The organism is Vibrio sp. B183 (genome assembly GCF_000740665.1).
GTDB classification, from domain to species: domain Bacteria; phylum Pseudomonadota; class Gammaproteobacteria; order Enterobacterales; family Vibrionaceae; genus Vibrio; species Vibrio coralliilyticus.
The window spans coordinates 51,472-69,284 of sequence record NZ_JPQB01000011.1 but is presented as its reverse complement, the minus strand read 5'-3'; the positions used below and the strand labels follow the sequence as shown (position 1 = coordinate 69,284).

The 17,813-nt window shown below is 46.1% G+C and carries 21 protein-coding genes; 17 read left to right on the top strand and 4 right to left on the bottom strand.

Annotated elements, in window-relative coordinates:
- Positions 1–44: 44 nt before the first annotated feature.
- The gene (locus IX95_RS12820; protein WP_038160666.1) at positions 45–1,034 is read right to left on the bottom strand and encodes an alpha/beta fold hydrolase; all 990 of its coding nucleotides are present in this window, start codon (positions 1,032–1,034) and stop codon (positions 45–47) included.
- An 85-nt stretch (positions 1,035–1,119) separates the two neighbouring features.
- Here IX95_RS12820 and rhtB point away from each other — a divergent pair, with 85 nt between their 5' ends.
- From rhtB to IX95_RS12780, 8 genes are all read left to right on the top strand, one after another.
- The gene (rhtB, locus tag IX95_RS12815; protein ID WP_006957322.1) at positions 1,120–1,737 is read left to right on the top strand and encodes a homoserine/homoserine lactone efflux protein; all 618 of its coding nucleotides are present in this window, start codon (positions 1,120–1,122) and stop codon (positions 1,735–1,737) included.
- Positions 1,738–1,760: 23 nt separating this feature from the next.
- On the top strand, positions 1,761–2,987 hold the full coding sequence (locus IX95_RS12810; protein WP_006957321.1) for an EAL and HDOD domain-containing protein: 1,227 nt from the start codon (positions 1,761–1,763) through the stop codon (positions 2,985–2,987).
- Positions 2,988–3,094: 107 nt separating this feature from the next.
- Positions 3,095–3,436 carry a metalloregulator ArsR/SmtB family transcription factor gene (locus tag IX95_RS12805; RefSeq protein ID WP_019274050.1) on the top strand — a complete coding sequence of 114 codons (342 nt, stop codon included), beginning with the start codon at positions 3,095–3,097 and terminating at the stop codon, positions 3,434–3,436.
- A 23-nt stretch (positions 3,437–3,459) separates the two neighbouring features.
- Complete coding sequence (locus IX95_RS12800) at positions 3,460–4,461, top strand: ArsJ-associated glyceraldehyde-3-phosphate dehydrogenase (RefSeq protein WP_019274051.1); 1,002 nt, start codon at positions 3,460–3,462, stop codon at positions 4,459–4,461.
- A 12-nt stretch (positions 4,462–4,473) separates the two neighbouring features.
- The gene (locus IX95_RS12795) at positions 4,474–4,965 is read left to right on the top strand and encodes a cyclin-dependent kinase inhibitor 3 family protein (protein WP_038160664.1); all 492 of its coding nucleotides are present in this window, start codon (positions 4,474–4,476) and stop codon (positions 4,963–4,965) included.
- A gap of 73 nt (positions 4,966–5,038) precedes the next feature.
- Positions 5,039–6,259 carry an organoarsenical effux MFS transporter ArsJ gene (gene arsJ / locus IX95_RS12790; protein ID WP_038160662.1) on the top strand — a complete coding sequence of 407 codons (1,221 nt, stop codon included), beginning with the start codon at positions 5,039–5,041 and terminating at the stop codon, positions 6,257–6,259.
- A 101-nt stretch (positions 6,260–6,360) separates the two neighbouring features.
- Complete coding sequence (locus tag IX95_RS12785) at positions 6,361–7,374, top strand: acyltransferase (RefSeq protein WP_038160660.1); 1,014 nt, start codon at positions 6,361–6,363, stop codon at positions 7,372–7,374.
- 182 nt (positions 7,375–7,556) lie between these two features.
- Positions 7,557–8,534, top strand: coding sequence for an amidohydrolase family protein (locus IX95_RS12780; protein WP_038160657.1), 978 nt, complete (start codon positions 7,557–7,559; stop codon positions 8,532–8,534).
- Between the two features lies 1 nt (position 8,535).
- On the opposite strand, the gene IX95_RS12775 is transcribed toward IX95_RS12780, so the two are convergent.
- Positions 8,536–8,865 (bottom strand): DUF2500 domain-containing protein, encoded by a 330-nt coding sequence (locus IX95_RS12775; RefSeq protein ID WP_038160654.1) that lies wholly within the window; start codon positions 8,863–8,865, stop codon positions 8,536–8,538.
- 308 nt (positions 8,866–9,173) lie between these two features.
- On the opposite strand from IX95_RS12775, the gene IX95_RS12770 reads away from it, so the two are divergent.
- The 4 genes from IX95_RS12770 to IX95_RS12755 all read left to right on the top strand — a co-directional run bounded on the left by IX95_RS12770 (position 9,174) and on the right by IX95_RS12755 (position 12,090).
- Positions 9,174–9,539, top strand: a complete 366-nt coding sequence (locus tag IX95_RS12770; protein ID WP_019274057.1) for a hypothetical protein — start codon at positions 9,174–9,176, stop codon at positions 9,537–9,539.
- A 941-nt stretch (positions 9,540–10,480) separates the two neighbouring features.
- On the top strand, positions 10,481–11,104 hold the full coding sequence (locus IX95_RS12765) for a lysoplasmalogenase (protein ID WP_038160651.1): 624 nt from the start codon (positions 10,481–10,483) through the stop codon (positions 11,102–11,104).
- Between the two features lie 64 nt (positions 11,105–11,168).
- Positions 11,169–11,405 (top strand): YecH family metal-binding protein, encoded by a 237-nt coding sequence (locus IX95_RS12760; protein ID WP_019274060.1) that lies wholly within the window; start codon positions 11,169–11,171, stop codon positions 11,403–11,405.
- 100 nt (positions 11,406–11,505) lie between these two features.
- Positions 11,506–12,090 carry a YhgN family NAAT transporter gene (locus tag IX95_RS12755; RefSeq protein WP_006957309.1) on the top strand — a complete coding sequence of 195 codons (585 nt, stop codon included), beginning with the start codon at positions 11,506–11,508 and terminating at the stop codon, positions 12,088–12,090.
- A 53-nt stretch (positions 12,091–12,143) separates the two neighbouring features.
- Here IX95_RS12755 and IX95_RS12750 read toward each other — a convergent pair whose 3' ends face one another.
- Both IX95_RS12750 and rsmD read right to left on the bottom strand, forming a co-directional pair.
- Positions 12,144–12,410, bottom strand: coding sequence for a DUF1145 domain-containing protein (locus IX95_RS12750; protein ID WP_006957308.1), 267 nt, complete (start codon positions 12,408–12,410; stop codon positions 12,144–12,146).
- Positions 12,411–12,422: 12 nt separating this feature from the next.
- The gene (rsmD, locus tag IX95_RS12745; protein ID WP_038160648.1) at positions 12,423–13,022 is read right to left on the bottom strand and encodes a 16S rRNA (guanine(966)-N(2))-methyltransferase RsmD; all 600 of its coding nucleotides are present in this window, start codon (positions 13,020–13,022) and stop codon (positions 12,423–12,425) included.
- Between the two features lie 209 nt (positions 13,023–13,231).
- Here rsmD and ftsY point away from each other — a divergent pair, with 209 nt between their 5' ends.
- From ftsY to glpE, 5 genes are all read left to right on the top strand, one after another.
- On the top strand, positions 13,232–14,377 hold the full coding sequence (gene ftsY, locus IX95_RS12740) for a signal recognition particle-docking protein FtsY (RefSeq protein WP_038160644.1): 1,146 nt from the start codon (positions 13,232–13,234) through the stop codon (positions 14,375–14,377).
- Positions 14,378–14,404: 27 nt separating this feature from the next.
- A complete protein-coding gene (gene ftsE / locus IX95_RS12735; protein WP_019274063.1) occupies positions 14,405–15,079 on the top strand; it encodes a cell division ATP-binding protein FtsE in 675 nt (224 codons plus the stop codon).
- On the top strand, positions 15,069–16,037 hold the full coding sequence (ftsX, locus tag IX95_RS12730) for a permease-like cell division protein FtsX (RefSeq protein ID WP_038160642.1): 969 nt from the start codon (positions 15,069–15,071) through the stop codon (positions 16,035–16,037). The genes ftsE and ftsX overlap by 11 nt, the downstream gene beginning before the upstream one ends.
- A gap of 170 nt (positions 16,038–16,207) precedes the next feature.
- Positions 16,208–17,065 carry an RNA polymerase sigma factor RpoH gene (rpoH, locus tag IX95_RS12725; RefSeq protein WP_006957304.1) on the top strand — a complete coding sequence of 286 codons (858 nt, stop codon included), beginning with the start codon at positions 16,208–16,210 and terminating at the stop codon, positions 17,063–17,065.
- A gap of 415 nt (positions 17,066–17,480) precedes the next feature.
- Positions 17,481–17,807, top strand: coding sequence for a thiosulfate sulfurtransferase GlpE (gene glpE / locus IX95_RS12720; protein WP_006957303.1), 327 nt, complete (start codon positions 17,481–17,483; stop codon positions 17,805–17,807).
- The last annotated feature ends 6 nt before the right edge of the window (positions 17,808–17,813 follow it).

The window sequence follows — 17,813 nt, the reverse complement described above, 5'->3', positions numbered from 1 at the left end:
GGAAAAAGAGGGTAAAAGTTACCCTCCAGTATTTCCTATTTTTATCAATACTGATTGAAGAAAGACAGTGTGGCATCCAGTGCTTGATCGCGATATTCGTCTTTTTCAAATAATACTTCATGGCGCGAGCTATAAATGATCTTTAACGCGCACTGATAGTTGGTTTTAGCCAGTTTCTTGATGAATTTGAGCTGATCCTGATTGGAAACGATCTGGTCACTGCTGGCCTGAAGGAGTAACAATGGGACTTTTATCTGGCGCGTCATCAGGTGACACTTTCTGGCTGCCATTAATCCCTGCCACACCCAGCGTGTGCTGGCTCCGCCAATTTTCAGCTCTGGTCTCTGCTCATAGAGGTCACGAAACCAGTGATAGCGGATCTGGCTTTGAGTAAGGAAATTACCTTCAAATGGTTTTGGGTAATAGGGGGCCTGACCGGGGGCAAAAGTTGGCTTAGGCGCAAGCGCAGTCATGATTTGGCCAAGGGGTATTGCGATTGGTTTGAGATGCCAGGGCAGATTGACGCCAAACATCGGTGCACTGAGTGACACGGCTGAAAATGAATGATCTGGATAGCTTTGTAGGTAACGAGTGGCGATATTGCCCCCCATTGAATGGCCGAGCAGGTAACGTTTATCGTAACCACTTAAGTCAAAATGTTGGATCAGACCATGTAAATCTTGCACATAGTCTTCGAAGTCCTCGACATAACCCATTTGCTGGTCTTCAATCAGTCGATCTGACAAGCCCTGACCTCGATGGTCGAAGGAGTAGATGTCATAGCCTTGTTGGAACAGGTCATAGAACAGTTCCTGATACTTCCAGGTGCATTCAATACGGCCATTGACCACGACGATCGCTTTGGTGTGCTCAGGAGAGGTAAGTTTCACCCAGAACAGCCGGGTCTTATCAAAGGACTTAAAGAAGCCTTCCTCACGAGAGCGCCACAATTGAGCAATATTGTTATTGATTGCTTGCTCAAAATTCGACTCTTGAGTATAAGGTGGATTAATGCTGGTGCTCGATTCATTCATGATATCGGGGCCTAGTATCAACACTGACAAGTAAACAAGTCTAAATTATGTGTGGCTAAGGAAGTTTAGTCGAGAGGAAAACACTATGGATATGCATGTTTGGTTAGCCTACGTAGTTACAGCTGTTGTATTCAGCCTCGCTCCAGGTTCAGGAACCGTGAACTCAATCAGTAATGGTCTGAGCTATGGTACACGTAAATCTCTCTCAGCGATTGCTGGGCTGCAAATTGGGCTGACGTTACATATTATTTTAGTTGGTGCCGGCATTGGCGCCTTGGTTGCTCAGTCAGCAACTGCATTTACCGTGATTAAATGGGTCGGTGCGGCTTACTTAGTGTGGTTAGGTATTCAGAAATGGCGCGATAAGTCTGGTTTGGCGACTCACACTCAAGGTGAAGCGTTATCCGGTACTAAACTGATGAGCAATGCTGTGCTGATCAATCTGACCAACCCAAAATCCATCGTATTTTTGGTCGCGCTGTTTCCGCAATTCATTGACCCTGCCAAAGATCAGCTGACGCAACTGGCGGTATTAGGGGTGACAACCGTCGTGATCGACTCGATTGTTATGCTGGGTTACACCTCTTTGGCGGCACAAATGGGGCGTTTTATCCGTTCTGATAAGATTATGAGTAAGATCAACAAGGTATTTGGTTCCATGTTTGTCGGTTGTGGGGCATTATTAGCGGCTGCCAAAGCTTAAGTAATTTCAAGGTGTAGCAGTCAATGCGCGATACCTATGTGGCTCGCCAGCCCATTTTTAACGCCAAAAGACAAACGCTGGGGTATGAATTATTGTTCCGTGACGGAGAAAACAATGCATACCCAGCTCATGTCGATTCTAACCGTGCAACGTATCGTTTAATTGTCGAGAACTTCCTGTCTCTGGGCACTAATCCTGCTTTTGCACAATCGCGCAGCTTCATTAACTTTCCGTATAAAAGCCTTATTCGTCGCTTACCTCTGTCGCTGCCCAGAGAGCAGATTGTCATTGAAGTACTGGAAACTTGTCCACCGACGGACGAGCTATATGAAGCGATAAAAGAACTCAACGCAGCAGGTTACCTGATTGCACTAGATGACTTTGTTTATAGCCCTGAGTGGGAACGCTTCTTACCATTTGTTCAGATCATCAAGCTCGATATTATGGCGATGGGGCTCGACGCGGCGTGCGAGTTTGTTCAAGAGCGGAAGTCACGTGGGATCCGACGTAAGTTTCTTGCTGAACGAGTTGAAACCGAAGAAGAATTCTTAACTGCGCGTTCGGCGGGTTTTTCGTTCTTCCAAGGCTTCTTTTTCAGTAAGCCCGAAGTGATTCGTCAGCAGTACATTAGCCCTGAACAGGTGATTGCGATGGAGTTGCTTCGTGAAGTATGTCAGACCAATGTCGACTTCGAGAAGGTTGAAGCCATAGTGGCCAAAGACGTTGCGCTATCTTACAAATTGCTCCGCTTTGTAAACACCATGTCGGAGAGGCTCGAAGTTACCATATCTTCGTTTAGGCAGGCTTTGGTTTACCTTGGTGAAGACAAACTTCGTATCTTCGTTTCATTGGCCGTGGCATCTTTTATTTCCGCTAAAAAGCCTAAAGAGCTATACAACCTTTCGTTGCAACGCGCTCAGTTTTGCCAGTTGATGGCAAACGAGAACCCATTCAGCCAGTTCCGTGAACAGGCCTTTCTTATCGGCTTGTTCTCAACCTTGGATGCGTTACTGGATCTCTCGCTTGAGGAGCTGGTTAAGCAGTTGCCACTCAATCAAGCGATTAAGGTCGCGTTACTTGAGCGCCAGGGCCCTTATGGCATCTTGCTTGGATTGGAAGAGTGCTATGAACGGGCCGACTGGCAGGGCATGCAGGACGCGTGTCGTCAGTTGAACCTATCCGTAGATGACGTTATGCCGCGCATTTCTGAAGCGCAGCGCTGGAGTCAGGACATCAACCGCCTGGTGTAAGGCGGCTTTCCTCATTTGCGAATCTTTTATGACAGTACCGATAGGGTATTGATCTTCAGTTCGGTTTAAATAAATATATACGCATATCCATATATGAGTATATTTAAATGTTGCCACATCAGTTTTTTAAATTGCTATCTGACGAAACAAGAGTTCGTTGCCTGATGCTGATTGAACGTGAAGAGTGTTTGTCAGTGGGTGAATTGACTGAAGCGCTGCAGGAAAGCCAGCCGAAAATTTCGCGTCACCTTGCTCAGCTACGCTCAAGTGGTGTGTTGGTTGACGTCCGCCAAGGGCAATGGGTGTTCTATCGTTTGTCGGCGGAATTGCCGGGTTGGATGAAAAAACTGATTGATGATCTTGTCGCGTCTAATTGCCTGAAAACAGAGTACCAACAAGATATAGAAAGACTTCATGCTATTCAGGCTCGCCCTGTTTGCTGCCAGTAATTTGAAATAAGAGAGATAGAAAGATGACAATTAAAGTCGGAATTAACGGTTTTGGTCGTATTGGACGTTTGGCTCTGCGTGCGGCGTTTGATTGGGAAGAACTAGAGTTTGTGCAGATCAATGATGTCGCGGGCGATGCCGCAACACTCGCACACCTGCTGGAGTTTGATTCAGTTCAAGGACGCTGGAATCACGAAGTCAAAGCGGAAGGTGATCAGATTCTAATTAACGGTCAAGTTATCAAAACAACGCAAGAGAAAGACATTGATGCCATCGACTGGTCTGGCTGTGATGTTGTGATTGAATCGACGGGTAAGCACCGTAAAACTTCGATTCTTAACAAGTACCTAGCTCAAGGTGTGAAACGAGTCGTGGTTTCTGCGCCGGTTAAAGAAGAAGGCGTGGCGAACATTGTGGTGGGTGTGAATGATCATATCTTTGACCCTGCAGCACATCAGATTGTTACAGCTGCATCTTGCACGACTAACTGTATTGCGCCAGTGGTTAAAGTGATTCATGAGAAATTAGGTATCGCGCAGTCTTCTTTTACCACTATCCATGACCTGACCAACACGCAAACTATTCTTGATGCGCCACATAAGGATTTGCGCCGTGCCCGTGCTTGCGGCATGAGCCTCATCCCGACAACGACTGGTAGTGCAACAGCGATTGTGGAAATCTTCCCAGATCTGAAAGGCAAGATTAACGGCCACGCGGTTCGCGTTCCTCTGGCCAACGCGTCACTCACAGACATCATCTTTGATGTGAAACGTGATACCACAGCGGAAGAAGTGAATGCGTTGCTTAAAGAGGCATCACAAGGTGAGCTGAACGGTATCCTTGGTTTTGAAGAGCGTCCGCTGGTATCGATTGATTACAAAGGTGACCAACGTTCAACCATCGTTGATGCTCAATCAACTATGGTGGTAGGTAGCCGCATGGTGAAGATCTACGCTTGGTACGATAACGAAATGGGCTACGCGACACGTACTGCTGAGTTGGTACGTAAAGTGGGCTTGGCATAAGGAGTAATTGAGATGACACATCCAACTTGGCAATTGGACCTTGAGCAAGGTGCGTTAATACTTACTCCTTGTCCGGGTACTAAAGGCATTGATCTGGAAGCTTCGCTTGTGCAGCTAAAAGAGCAAGGTGTTGAAGCGATAGTGACGGCGCTGGATAACACAGAATTAGAGAACAAAGGTGTCGCTCAGCTTGGTGAAGCGACAGAAAAACTAGGTATGCAGTGGTTTCAGATTGAAATTGAGGATGACTGCGCACCGGGTGATGACTTTGCCATGAAATGGCAGCAAGCCAGCTCTGCTCTGCATCAGGTTGTCGATAATGGCGGTAAAGTTGCGATGCATTGCATGGGCGGGTCAGGTCGTACGGGCCTGTTGGCCGCACATTTGCTGTTAGAAAAACAGTGGCCTTTAAGCGACATTGTCAAAGAGGTGCAGGCGCTACGTCCAGGTGCCTTTACCAAACCTGTTCAGGTCGATTACATCAACGCCGTCGCGGCGAAATAACCCCTGAGGAGCTTTTGGATCATGGGTGTCCAAAAGCTCCCATCGCTGTACATAAGAGAAAATTGGGTACTCTATGATCGCAAATCTGAGTAAGAGTGTACGTCAATATATGCTGGTGACGTTCAATTACTGGAACTTCACCATTACTGACGGCGCATTGAGAATGCTGGTGGTGCTATATTTCCATGATCTGGGCTACAGCACGTTAGAAATCGCATCCTTGTTCTTGTTCTACGAGTTCTTTGGCGTGGTAACCAACCTGATTGGTGGTTGGCTTGGCGCGAGGCTTGGCTTAAACAAAACCATGAACCTTGGACTGGCGATGCAGATAGTGGCACTGGCGATGCTCGCAGTTCCCAATATCTGGCTGACCATACCTTGGGTGATGCTGGCTCAGGCGTTGTCTGGTATTGCCAAAGACCTTAATAAGATGAGTGCCAAAAGTTCCATTAAGGCACTGGTGCCAGACGAGCAGCAAGGGGCCTTGTATAAGTGGATCGCGATTCTGACGGGGTCGAAAAATGCCCTTAAAGGTGTCGGCTTCTTCATCGGTGGCTTATTGCTGTCTCTGATTGGCTTTAAGTACGCGGTGTTGCTGATGGCGGGTGTGTTAACACTGGTTCTGATCGGCAGCTTAATCGGTCTTGAAAGTGATTTGGGTAAAGCCAAAAACAAGCCTAAATTCAGCCAAATCTTTTCTAAGTCGAGTTCAATCAATATATTGTCTGCGGCGCGCATGTTCCTGTTTGGGGCTCGAGATGTTTGGTTTGTTGTCGCCCTACCTATCTATCTGGGCAGCGTGTTTGGCTGGGATCATCTTTGGGTTGGCGGTTTCTTAGCAACTTGGGTGATTGCTTATGGTTTTGTCCAAGGCTTTGCCCCTAAGATCACCGGTAAAGCACAAGGTAAAGTCCCTGACGGCAGTGCCGCGCTGATGTGGGCTGGCTTGTTGGCAGTGATCACCGCGGGAATTGCTTACGCAGTGCAAATTGGCTGGCAACCTCAGTTGGTTATCGTGGTTGGACTCTTGATTTTTGGCGCGGTGTTTGCGGTGAATTCGTCCCTGCATTCCTATCTGATCGTCAGCTATGCCAAAGGGGATGGCGTATCACTGGATGTCGGCTTCTACTATATGGCGAATGCCGTGGGGCGCTTAATTGGTACAGTGTTGTCAGGTTGGATATTTCAGGTTGCAGGTTTGGCTGCGTGCCTATGGGTTTCCTTCGCATTTCTTGCGCTGACTACCCTGATTTCCATCAAGCTACCTAAGTTGAACCAGACAGCAACTGCTTAAATTAAGAACAATTCTATGGCTAAAAGTTGACCAAGGTTACACCTTGGTCAACTTTTTTATTGCTACCTTTGCTCAACCAGTGTTGAACAAAAGGTAGCGGTATGAGAGATAGAGTGCTGTTTTTTGACTTGTTGCGATGCGTCGCTGCTGTGGCAGTTATTGCGATTCATGTTCTTGCCCCTTATCGTCAGGAGCTCGGTAGCATCCCCTTCTCAGAGTGGGCTACCGCGATTGGTTTAAACAGTGCGGTACGTTGGGCGGTGCCCGTGTTCACTCTTATTACTGGTGCGCTATTGCTCAGTGATACCCGGCCATTTGATGCCAAATACTATGTCAAACGTCGATTAGGCAAAGTTTTGGTACCGTTTATTGTTTGGTCGCTGTTCTATGCGTATCTTTCGGGGTGGAGCTTGAACGGTTTTAATCCTGAAGAAACCAAGCAAGTGCTTGCCAATAGTGCTTCTCACGCCACTTATTATCATCTCGGTTTCTTCTACTACTTCATTCCTTTGTATTTCGTCATTCCGTTTTTCCAATATGTGATCAGGCAGTATGGTGATAGCTCGTTGTATTCCTATGTAGTGATTTGGTTGGTGACGACCTTATTGTTTTTAATCGGTATTGATGGGCCTTGGAGTCATCAAATGTGGCTTTACAGCGGCTATTTACCTCTAGGGTACTTGCTGTATAAAAGAGTGCCTCTGACCGCACCTTATGTAGCCATGTTCACGGTCTTGGGTGTGGCGGCACTTATCATGACGGGATACGCGGTCATCACCAACAGTGTTGAAGCACAAGAATATACCGTAGGGCGATGGCTGTCGTATAAGACACTCAATGTGGTACTGGCTGCGAGCATGATTTTCATGTTAGGTCGTTATGTTGGTGAAAACTTGCCTGATAAGGCCAACAAAGTGATCGGCTTCATTAGCCAACACAGTCTTGGCATTTACATTCTCCATCCGATCTTTCTCTGGCCAATGAAAGAGTATGGCTGGTACCAACGCCACCCCGCTTGGGTGATTCCTGTGTGGGTTGTCTTGAGCGGTTCTGGTGCGCTAGTGATGAGTTGGATGGTGTCTAAATCCCGACGTACTCGCTGGTTGTTGCCTTAGTATTGCTGTCAGCTAGTTGCCATTGATTGGTACTCGCTTATCTTTCCAAAACCGTAACCGATTAAATTAAAACGGTTTATGTCTAAAACATGGCATGAATCTGCCTGAATCATCAGGTTAATTGTTATATTGAATACTTAATCGCAGTGAGGTGAACGGTAATACTCGTTCAGGAAGGGAATATGAACAGAAAATGGTTAGCGGGCTTAATGTTGTCAGTAGCCCCATTCGCCAACGGGTATGACGGCGGTTTTAATGATGCCGAGATCCATTATGTTGATTTTTTTCAGCGAACCGATGGCATCAAATACCTGGTGCATAAGATGGATCAAAGCAACATTGAACATGCGTTTGTGATGGGCCTGCCGATTATGAAAAAGTGGAACGCTCACGATCCTGTCGCACCACGTTATGAATTTGGCGATGACTCACCCGTCTATTACTACTCACGGACTGATGAGATTCTCTACCGAGCACTGAAAGACTCGCCGCATCAAGATCGACTGTTTCCTTTTATTACCGGCTTTAACCCCACAGATATGTTCGCAGCGGAACAAGTCGAACAGATGATTGAAAGCGACCCCGGTTTCTGGAAAGGAATTGGTGAGATTCTGACGCGTCATGATGGCTTGTCTGCGCTGACGTTAGGCGAACAGGCCAGAGCGAATCATCCTGCTTTGATGAAGGTGTATCAGGTGGCTGCGAAGCACAAAATGCCGGTGATTCTGCATACCAACATCACATCTGAGCGAGAAACGCATCCGTTGTACAAGCATGAGCTGGTGGAGGCGTTAGAAGAAAACAGCAAAACCAACTTTATCTGGGCGCACGCGGGGACGAGTTCGACACTGCTACGACGTCAGAATCTGTCGTTTCTCATCGATGAAGTCAGCGAGCTACTGGATGATTACGATAATCTCTACATTTTGGCATCTTGGAGCTTGCGCGATGTGATACTGGCGAGCCCTGAATCGAAGAAAGAGTGGGTGGCGTTGATTAAAGAGTATCCCGATCGTTTCATGATTGGCTCTGATGTTGTAGGCCGTTTTAAAATTACGGGTGAAGTGTTATCTCGTTGGGATGAAGTTTTGGATGCTCTACCGGATGATGTGGCCGAAAACATGGCGAAAAACAATATGTTCAAGATGGTGAAGCGCTAGATTAGCGCTTCATCGCGAAATGAAGAAACTTATCACCTTGATAAGTCAGCATGCCTTTGTCTCCGGGATTTAAGGCATGGAAATAATGCACTCCAACCTGAAACTCTCGTTTAGGGCCTAGACGTCCTTTCTGCACGTAAATCCAGTATTCCTGCTCATCTTGTCCTGGTTGGGCGTCATAAACATCAATGGCCTGTTTATCGAGAACAGTGACGTCCGCTGTTTGTTCAGGCGCATTTTCTCCCTGAATGTGTCTGCGATAAAGTCGGCTAAATACCCAACCACTGGCGAGCACAAACACAATAATGGCAATGAATAACGTTAATGGCATTGTTGTTCTCCCCAAAAAGCCGATGGGTTATTTTAGTGCTAATTTGGACTCAGGTTAGGGCTTTGAACACAACTGTGAGCCTCTGTTGTTGCCCTTTGTATCATTCTTCGAGACATATCACACGTTAGTGGTGATTTTGTCAGTATGCTGATAAAGCTAGTCATTGATTCCTTTACATTAATTTACTTGCAAAGGACCGTAAAAATGGGGCTAGATAGTAGATAATGAGACGGAATATTATTTACTTATAGTGCTGGCTGGAAGAGGTCAGTCTCTGCCCCTAAACTTACTAGCGATGGAGGGAAGCCATGTCTGATATCGAAAAAGTAGTGACACGGACACGAACAATTGAAAAGCTGCTTCGCACGCAATATCACGCTGAAGGTAAGGGATTACATCAGTTGATCACCAGCTGCGAGGAGCGACTACCGCACGATGTGATTGGTAAGTTGCGCTATATCGCGACCATTCGCAATAAGATAGTTCATGAAGAAGATTACAAGTTGGAAAGTCGTAGTGACTTTCTTTCTGTGTGTGATGAATGTGAAAAAGAGCTCACGCCACGCAGTAGTCGCTTTATCTGGCGAGCGGCGATTACTTTGATGACTCTGATTACATTAGCGGCACTGCTTTTCTATTATGCCCATTGGGATATCTTGTCTAAGCATTTGTAATAAAAGGTCTAAAACAGGCTGTTTTTAAAAAATAGTCAAACTTAGAAATCCGTTGGATTTGTAGGCGGGTTTTGTGTGAAAAATCTGCGACATAACAAAAAGGGACGCGAATGCGTCCCTTTTTGCTTTTGTAACTATGGCTTAGTACATCATCGGCAGTGTCATTAGGCCAACAACAACTGCGATCATTACAAGTCCTTGTTTTTGTGAAGAAGTAATCATAACCCTGCTCCTATTCAGTGATGCTTAACTCTATGTAATTTAGAATAGCAGTGTTTTTGTGCTTTGATCAAGTTTTTATTTTCCTAAGCTTTAAAAGTAACGCTGTGTAAGTGCGAAAATGCAGTGTTTAGGATGGTTTTTTGATTGTGTTTCTATGGTTTTTGAGTTGATTGAAAACTGTTCTTGTTGTTTGTTTTGGTGCTTAAGTTATTGGTTTTTAATGTTTTTAATGATGTTTAATTGTTGTTAAATTATAGAGATTGTCATTTTGTTTGATTGATTGCTATCTTGGTGTCAGTGTTGGGTTAAATTGATGGTTATTGGGTTTTGTTTTGGCTTGTTTTACCTAGTTTTTGATTAAAATGGCTGCCGGCTTACCTGAATAAGATTGCATTCTATTGGTTTTGGGAGCTAATGATGAGCTTGGTTTGGGTTTAACTTGTTGATTTTAATGATTTTGATGTGGCTATGTGTTCTTGTTTTTATGCTTTTTTGGATCTTGGTTAGCTGGGTCTGGTGAATTTGGATAAAGTCGGCGTTTACGCCAAATTTAGTTGGTGTAAAAGCCTGTGATGAAAGAGAAGGTGCTTTAGCTAGCGCTTTACCGACGCCTTTGTGACTCTGTCAGAAGCCAATCAAGATCCAAGTTTTGCTTTCCATTTCTGGACATCTTTAGCGTCCTGCCTACACTGGCGACTCAGTTTAAAAGAGGTGGACCCATGTGGAGCTGGCTTTCAGTCGCGCTGTCAGGATTTATTAGTATTTCTGCTAACGAAAGCAACCAGAACAAACAAGCGGTCGTGTTTAAAACATTGTCGTTAGGCATGCTTGTCGTCATGCTGTGGAGCCAGAATGGTCTGGTTGGCCTATCGGCCTGGTGGGTCACATTGGGTTTGTTGATCTCCATGCTGGCAGACGGTCTTTATATCTATAAACGACAACAAAAGCTGTGCTTTGCCGCGTTTGTCGGAGCCCAGCTTTGTTACAGCACCTCTTTTTGGCTTCAGCTTTCGGGCGAGATTGTCTGGTGGCTACCTGCGATGCTGTTGGCGATTGGTGTTGTGGTGTTCTTCCTAATGCTGCCCAAAATTGATCGTCTTATCTTCCCAGTGGTGATAATGGGCATGATGTTACTGCAGCTAAACTGGGCGGCGGGTGAAGTGTGGCTTTTGACCGGGACAGTGGAAAGTGTGCTGGGCTTTTTAGGAACGCTGACTCTGACGTTATCGGCAGGCTTGCTTGCCGTGCATGACTACAAACACCCTATTCGCTATGGCCGTTATCTGATTTCTGGCAGTTACCTACTGGCGCATTCCTTGATTACTGCCTCTTTGATTATCTGAAATCAAAATCTATTCAATAACATCAGGCTATTCTCTCTTCACTGAATTATTCGTGGAGGAAATCATGTCTAACGAAATACACGCACATAACGTTCTAAACTTATTGCATGATCGACCAATGACAATGCAGGAGCTGCGAGAGGTTGCCTGCGCTGAGTTTGGTGATGATGCTAAGTTCCATACCTGTAAACTGGATGGGCTAGATTTGGATGCCTTGATGGCGTTTTTTATTGAACGAGAAAAGATCGTTGATGTGAAAGGAAAATGGGCGCTGAACTTAGAACGCGTCTGTAGCCATTAAAAACTCTGCTTTTTGCCTCCAAATTGTCAAACGGTGTTGATATACTTCGCCGACTTTTCGCTCTGTTCACTGAGAACTTTTTGGCTTTGGAGGCTCATTCATGGAAATTCTTTCTGCCGCAACCATGTTGTTTCTTATCATGGATCCGCTTGGCAATCTTCCAATTGTCCTATCGATTCTCAAGCACCTTGACCCAAAACGCAGGCGCAAAGTTCTGGTGCGCGAGTTGTGCTTCGCACTGATTATCCTGATGCTGTTCCTGTTTGCAGGTCAGGCGATTCTGAGTTTCCTTCATGTTGAGCCCGAAACGCTGAGTATTTCTGGCGGTATTATCCTGTTCATCATCGCGATTAAGATGATTTTCCCGAGCGCGGGCAGCATTACAGGCCTCGCGGCGGGCGAAGAACCGTTTATTGTCCCTATGGCTATTCCTATGATTGCGGGGCCATCAGTGATTGCGGCACTGTTACTCCTGTCGACCCAGCACCCAGACAAATTGCTTGAGTTGTCTGGCGCTGTCTTGTTGGCGTGGGGGGCGACCTTCTTTATCCTGATGTTCTATAACTTCTTCCACCGTATCTTAGGTGAGCGAGGCTTAAAAGCCATTGAGCGCCTGATGGGACTGCTGCTAGTAATGATTTCGACTCAGATGTTCCTCAACGGAGTGAAGAGTTATCTAAGCTAAGAAAAAAAACGCCGCTCAAGATGAACGGCGTTTTACATTGGATGGTGTGGGTTTTACATCATGTACTTGCGACGAATATCGAGCAGGGCAAAGATGCCGAAAATCAGAATCGACCATTTTTCCCAACTGGTCATCTTAATCTTGTCACCAAACGCGCCGATAAAGATGGCTGATTGCAAACCATGCATGATGAACAGGAAGGCCGTCATAATGTAAAGCGCAATCGCCGCTTTGCCCGGAAAGGGCATAAAGAAGTTCAGGATCAGGATGAACCACACAAAGCCAATCGCGGCTTTGGCAAGAAAAAGTAGAGCTTTCATGAGACTTCCTTTTTAGTCTTGTTGTCTTTCAAATAATCGGTAACTGACTTGGCCTGCCGTTTTTTCTCGGTGTAGGTGCCAGTTGGTTGGAATGCCTTCCAACGCAAGTTCTTTCTCAGTTTCAATGTAAATCATGGCATCGTTGGCCAACCAGCCATTGCTTTCCAGCAAAGTGACGGTTTGTTCCAGCAAGCCTTTGCGAAATGGTGGGTCGATAAATACCACATGATGCGGAGTACCTGCTTGTTGAAGAAAGCTCAACGCATCGCTGTTAATTGCGGTAAGGTTATTCGAATTAAGAGCCGCAATGTTTTTTTCTAACTGCTTGAATGCATTCGGGTTGAGCTCAATCATGGTGACCTTATCAGCCTGACGCGAAGCTGCTTCAAAGCCCAATCCGCCAGAACCGGCAAACAAGTCGAGGCATTTTGCCTGAGGCACATCCTGAGCCAGCCAGTTGAAAAGGGTTTCTTTGACGCGATCCGTTGTCGGGCGTAGCCCTTCTGCATCATGAACAGGCAGTTTTCTTCCTCTCCATAAGCCGCTAATAATTCGAACAAAGCCCGTTGAAGGCTTTTTTTGTGATGTGTTTTGCTGGCGACGCCGTACCATAGATTTTTTGACCGCTAATAAAGTGATACTATACCCAGTCGCTCAGTGAGTTCGTCCTGAGTACAGCCCAAATTTTGTTGATGACAAAGTGTATACCATCGTTATTACGCTGGAAACTTTTCACTCTGTTGTCATTTTTCTTTTCTTTACCGGGACAATACCCGGCGAAAAGTGTCAGAGTAAATTAAGACAATCTAGGATATCCCCAGATGACGGAAAAAAAGAAGCGCGGATTACTTTCTTGGCTTGGCTTCGGTGATGAGGAGCAACAAGCCAAGCAAGCTGCTGAAGAAACCCAATCGGAAATAGTTGAAGAAGTTGCAGAAGAAGCGCAAACCGTTGACGACGTTCAGCCAGAGCCTCAGGCTGACTTAGCAGAAGCAGAAGCAGAACAGCCACAAGAACCTCGTGTGATTGAGCAAGAGAAGCCAACCGAAAGCTTTTTTGCCCGCTTAAAGCGTAGCTTAGCGCGTACAAAAGCTAACATAGGTGCTGGCTTCTTTGGCTTGTTTAAAGACAAACAAATTGATGATGAGCTGTTTGAAGAGCTGGAAGAGCAGCTACTGATTGCCGATGTTGGTATGGATACCACGGTGAAAATCATCGACAACCTGACAGAAAAAGCCTCACGTCAAGAACTGAAAGATGGCGAAGCACTGTATGGTCTGTTGAAAGAAGAGATGGCAGGCATTCTCTCGACCGTTGAAAAGCCGCTTGAAATTGATACCAATAAAACCCCTTACGTTATCCTGATGGTTGGCGTGAATGGTGTCGGTAAAACGACAACAATCGGTAAGCTGGCTAAGCAATTCCAATCTCAGGGTAAAAAAGTCATGCTGGCTGCAGGCGATACCTTCCGTGCTGCGGCCGTTGAGCAGCTCCAAGTATGGGGTGAGCGCAACCAAGTACCTGTTGTGGCTCAGCATACCGGCGCAGACAGTGCATCGGTTATTTATGACGCCATTGAGTCTGCAAAAGCCAAAGGTGTTGATGTGGTGATTGCCGATACTGCGGGTCGTCTACAAAACAAAGCTAACCTGATGGAAGAGCTGCGTAAGATCGTTCGAGTGATGAAGAAGGTCGATGACTCTGCACCGCATGAAATCATGCTGACATTGGATGCGGGTACGGGCCAGAATGCTATTAGTCAGGCAAAACTGTTCAGTGATGTTGCACCGTTAACCGGCATTACCCTCACCAAATTAGATGGTACCGCTAAAGGTGGGGTTATCTTTGCGTTGGCCGATCAGTTCCAGATTCCTATCCGCTATATTGGTGTGGGTGAAGGCATTGATGATCTACGCCCATTTGAAACTCAGGAATTTATTGACGCATTATTCAGCCGCGAAGACTAATCAGTAGCTCAGTAAGAGGAACGACGAGTGATAAAGTTTCAGCAAGTAAGTAAAGCGTATCGCGGAGGCAGACAAGCGCTGCAAAAGGTGGATTTCCACCTACGCCGCGGAGAAATGGCTTTTCTCGGTGGCCACTCCGGCGCTGGAAAAAGCACTTTGCTCAAGTTGATTTGTGCCATTGAGCGCCCAACGGACGGAAAAATCAGCTTTAATGATCACGATATCACTCGTATTCCCAATAAAGACATCCCGTTCTTGCGTCGAAACATCGGCATTGTCTTTCAGGACCACCGTTTACTGATGGATCGTTCGGTATTTGATAATGTCGCATTGCCGATGCGTATCGAGTCTATCTCTGAGAGTGAGATTAAACGTCGAGTTTCTGCAGCGCTGGATAAAACGGATTTACTGGATAAAGCTAAATGCTTACCCAGTCAGCTGTCTGGCGGTGAACAGCAGCGTGTTGGTATTGCTCGCGCTGTAGTCAATCGACCAACGTTGCTGCTGGCGGATGAACCTACGGGTAACTTGGACCCTGAACTGTCAAATCGAGTCATTAAGCTCTTTGAAGAGTTTAACCGCGCTGGAGTCACCATTCTGTTGGCGACGCACGATATTGGCCTGGTCAACACACGGCCACAATATCGCCACCTTGAATTGAACCAAGGTTTCCTGAGTGAGGTAGAAGATTATGGCTGCTAATGTGCGCAACAAAAAATCGGCTAAAGGACGCCCGAAAAACCGTGTAAAGCGTGACAGTTTCTTTACCGTTCATTTCAAGCAGGCCAGAGCGTCTTTTGCTGTTATGTGGTCTCGGCCTCTGGGTAACATTCTTACGTTGGCGGTGATTTCGATGGCGTTAGCCATGCCCGCGGCTTTGTACCTCCTGGGCAAAAACCTTGCAGCGGCTTCAAGCGATGTAACCAGTCCATCGAAAGTGAGTGGTTACATACAAGAACAAACGCCAGAAGCTCGCATTATGGTGTTGAAAGACCAACTGGAAAGTATGGAAGAAGTGGCCAAGGTAGAATATATCTCGCCACAACAAGGTCTTGATGACCTGAGCCAGTACTCTGGGTTTGATCATGCAATTTCTTTGCTGGATGACTATGCGCTACCGGGTGTGCTTATCGTCACGCCAAGCGTTGAAGATAAAATAAAGATCAAACAGTTGGCAGCAACATTAGCGGGTGAAGAAGAAGTGACGGATGTTCGCCTTGACGAAGATTGGCTGACGCGTCTTGATGCGATCAAGAATCTGGTCGGGGGCATAGTGATCACCTTGTCTGTTTTGATGCTGGGTTCGGTATTTTTGATTGTCGGTAATACCCTGCGTTTCAATGTCCTTGCCAATAAAGAAGAAATTCAGACTATGAAGCTGATAGGGGCAACCAACAGCTTTATTCTCCGACCGTACCTGTACTCAGGGATGTGGTTTGGTCTGTTGGGAGCACTTACTGCCTGGATCATGACGGCGATTATCACTGTGGTACTGAACAGCAGCGTAGAGCAATTGGCTCTGCTGTACGATAGTCGTTTCCGCCTGATTGGACTAAGCTGGGATGAAAGCTTGTTATTATTGATGCTTGGCACCTTCTTAGGATGCTTGGCAGCGAAAGTTTCAGCGCAGCGTCATTTGAAAGAAATTGAACCTGTATAAATAGTTGTTGTCCTAATTATTTGAAAAAGTATACGCCACCGTGTACTTTTTTACTTGTATAGACGAAAGGTTTATGCATAATAACTTTCCCCCGCTTGAATCTTGTTCATTTTAGGTTCAAGATTGATGGGCTAAAACCTACTCCAGATCAGAAATTGATGAGGAATTGAATGACTAACCAAGCGTATCCAATGGCTGTAGTTACACAAGATAGCTTAGATAGCTATATCCGCACAGTGAACGGCTATCCAATGCTGACCGCTGAAGAGGAGCGTGGACTGGCTGAGCGACTACACTACAACGGCGAAATTGAAGCGGCAAAAGGCCTGATTCTTTCGCACCTTCGTTTTGTGGTGCACGTAGCTCGTGGTTACTCTGGCTATGGCTTGCCAATGGCAGACTTAGTACAGGAAGGCAACATCGGCCTGATGAAAGCAGTAAAACGCTTTAATCCGGAAGTCGGTGTGCGTTTGGTGTCATTTGCGGTGCACTGGATCAAAGCTGAAATTCACGAATACGTACTGCGTAACTGGCGTATTGTGAAAATTGCGACCACTAAGGCTCAGCGCAAATTGTTCTTCAACCTGCGTAAATCGAAGAAGCGCCTTGGCTGGTTTAACAACGGTGAAGTTGAAACTGTTGCTAGAGAGCTGGGTGTTGAGCCATCTGAGGTGCGTGAGATGGAATCTCGTCTTGCAGCTCAGGATGCGGCATTTGAAATGCAGAACGATGATGACGATTCAGGTGTTTCTTACACAGCGCCAATGCTGTACTTAGAAGATAAAGCCTCGGATGTTGCCGACAATGTCGAAGCGGCCAACTGGGAAGCGCATACGAACAACCGCTTAAGCTTAGCCTTGTCGAGTCTGGATGAGCGTAGTCAGCATATTGTCCGTTCACGATGGCTTGAAGACAATAAGTCGACGTTACAGGAATTGGCGGAAACCTACAGTGTGTCTGCTGAACGTATTCGTCAGCTTGAAAAAAATGCCATGAAGAAGTTAAAGGCTGCCGTCGGCGACTTCTAATTCTCATCGCGATCGAATTTAAAAACCGAGATCATTTGATCTCGGTTTTTTCGTTTTATCGATCCAATAATACCCTGAGGCCTAGACTTTTCTGGATCGAATTTTGCCAAGCAGCCTGTGGGTAACTCTGTGGTAAATTTCTTCGCTATATGTCAGAAAGGCGGGTGAATAAAGGTATCAGAGGCATTTTTCTCATGGGGATACTTTTACTCTTACACACAAAAAAATAAGGATCATCACTACATATTGTGGATCCAACTTCCTTTGGATACTTTATCAACGTAATCCACAAATTTATCCACAGATGGTGAAGAAATGATCGCAAGTGGATAACCTTACTGCGCTGGTGTACTTGTTGACCACTGGATAGGTTACAATGACGCCCAACTCCCTATTCCTATTTAAGAGACAGTAAATGGACCAGTTTCAACACATTGATGTAGCAGGTGCACAGGCCTTACTTGAACAAGGTGACGCTCGTTTAGTCGACATTCGTGATCCACAATCTTTCGCCGTTGCTCATCCAGAAGCCGCCTTTCATCTGACGAACGACACTATTACTAAGTTTATGGATGAAGTGGAATTTGAACAGCCTGTACTGGTGATGTGTTACCACGGTATTAGTAGCCAAGGGGCGGCACAATATTTGGTTAACCAAGGCTTTGAGCAGGTGTATAGTGTTGATGGGGGCTTTGAAGCCTGGCAACGCGCTCAGCTGCCTGTTGAATCCAACCTGCCATAGGAACCG

What these genes read in the sequence shown, in the direction of transcription:
- IX95_RS12820 (WP_038160666.1), bottom strand. Translation starts at nt 1,034, where the DNA reads ATGAATGAATCGAGCACCAGCATTAATCCACCTTATACTCAAGAGTCG.
- rhtB (WP_006957322.1), top strand. Translation starts at nt 1,120, where the DNA reads ATGGATATGCATGTTTGGTTAGCCTACGTAGTTACAGCTGTTGTATTC.
- IX95_RS12810 (WP_006957321.1), top strand. Translation starts at nt 1,761, where the DNA reads ATGCGCGATACCTATGTGGCTCGCCAGCCCATTTTTAACGCCAAAAGA.
- IX95_RS12805 (WP_019274050.1), top strand. Translation starts at nt 3,095, where the DNA reads ATGTTGCCACATCAGTTTTTTAAATTGCTATCTGACGAAACAAGAGTT.
- IX95_RS12800 (WP_019274051.1), top strand. Translation starts at nt 3,460, where the DNA reads ATGACAATTAAAGTCGGAATTAACGGTTTTGGTCGTATTGGACGTTTG.
- IX95_RS12795 (WP_038160664.1), top strand. Translation starts at nt 4,474, where the DNA reads ATGACACATCCAACTTGGCAATTGGACCTTGAGCAAGGTGCGTTAATA.
- arsJ (WP_038160662.1), top strand. Translation starts at nt 5,039, where the DNA reads ATGATCGCAAATCTGAGTAAGAGTGTACGTCAATATATGCTGGTGACG.
- IX95_RS12785 (WP_038160660.1), top strand. Translation starts at nt 6,361, where the DNA reads ATGAGAGATAGAGTGCTGTTTTTTGACTTGTTGCGATGCGTCGCTGCT.
- IX95_RS12780 (WP_038160657.1), top strand. Translation starts at nt 7,557, where the DNA reads ATGAACAGAAAATGGTTAGCGGGCTTAATGTTGTCAGTAGCCCCATTC.
- IX95_RS12775 (WP_038160654.1), bottom strand. Translation starts at nt 8,865, where the DNA reads ATGCCATTAACGTTATTCATTGCCATTATTGTGTTTGTGCTCGCCAGT.
- IX95_RS12770 (WP_019274057.1), top strand. Translation starts at nt 9,174, where the DNA reads ATGTCTGATATCGAAAAAGTAGTGACACGGACACGAACAATTGAAAAG.
- IX95_RS12765 (WP_038160651.1), top strand. Translation starts at nt 10,481, where the DNA reads ATGTGGAGCTGGCTTTCAGTCGCGCTGTCAGGATTTATTAGTATTTCT.
- IX95_RS12760 (WP_019274060.1), top strand. Translation starts at nt 11,169, where the DNA reads ATGTCTAACGAAATACACGCACATAACGTTCTAAACTTATTGCATGAT.
- IX95_RS12755 (WP_006957309.1), top strand. Translation starts at nt 11,506, where the DNA reads ATGGAAATTCTTTCTGCCGCAACCATGTTGTTTCTTATCATGGATCCG.
- IX95_RS12750 (WP_006957308.1), bottom strand. Translation starts at nt 12,410, where the DNA reads ATGAAAGCTCTACTTTTTCTTGCCAAAGCCGCGATTGGCTTTGTGTGG.
- rsmD (WP_038160648.1), bottom strand. Translation starts at nt 13,022, where the DNA reads ATGGTACGGCGTCGCCAGCAAAACACATCACAAAAAAAGCCTTCAACG.
- ftsY (WP_038160644.1), top strand. Translation starts at nt 13,232, where the DNA reads ATGACGGAAAAAAAGAAGCGCGGATTACTTTCTTGGCTTGGCTTCGGT.
- ftsX (WP_038160642.1), top strand. Translation starts at nt 15,069, where the DNA reads ATGGCTGCTAATGTGCGCAACAAAAAATCGGCTAAAGGACGCCCGAAA.
- rpoH (WP_006957304.1), top strand. Translation starts at nt 16,208, where the DNA reads ATGACTAACCAAGCGTATCCAATGGCTGTAGTTACACAAGATAGCTTA.
- glpE (WP_006957303.1), top strand. Translation starts at nt 17,481, where the DNA reads ATGGACCAGTTTCAACACATTGATGTAGCAGGTGCACAGGCCTTACTT.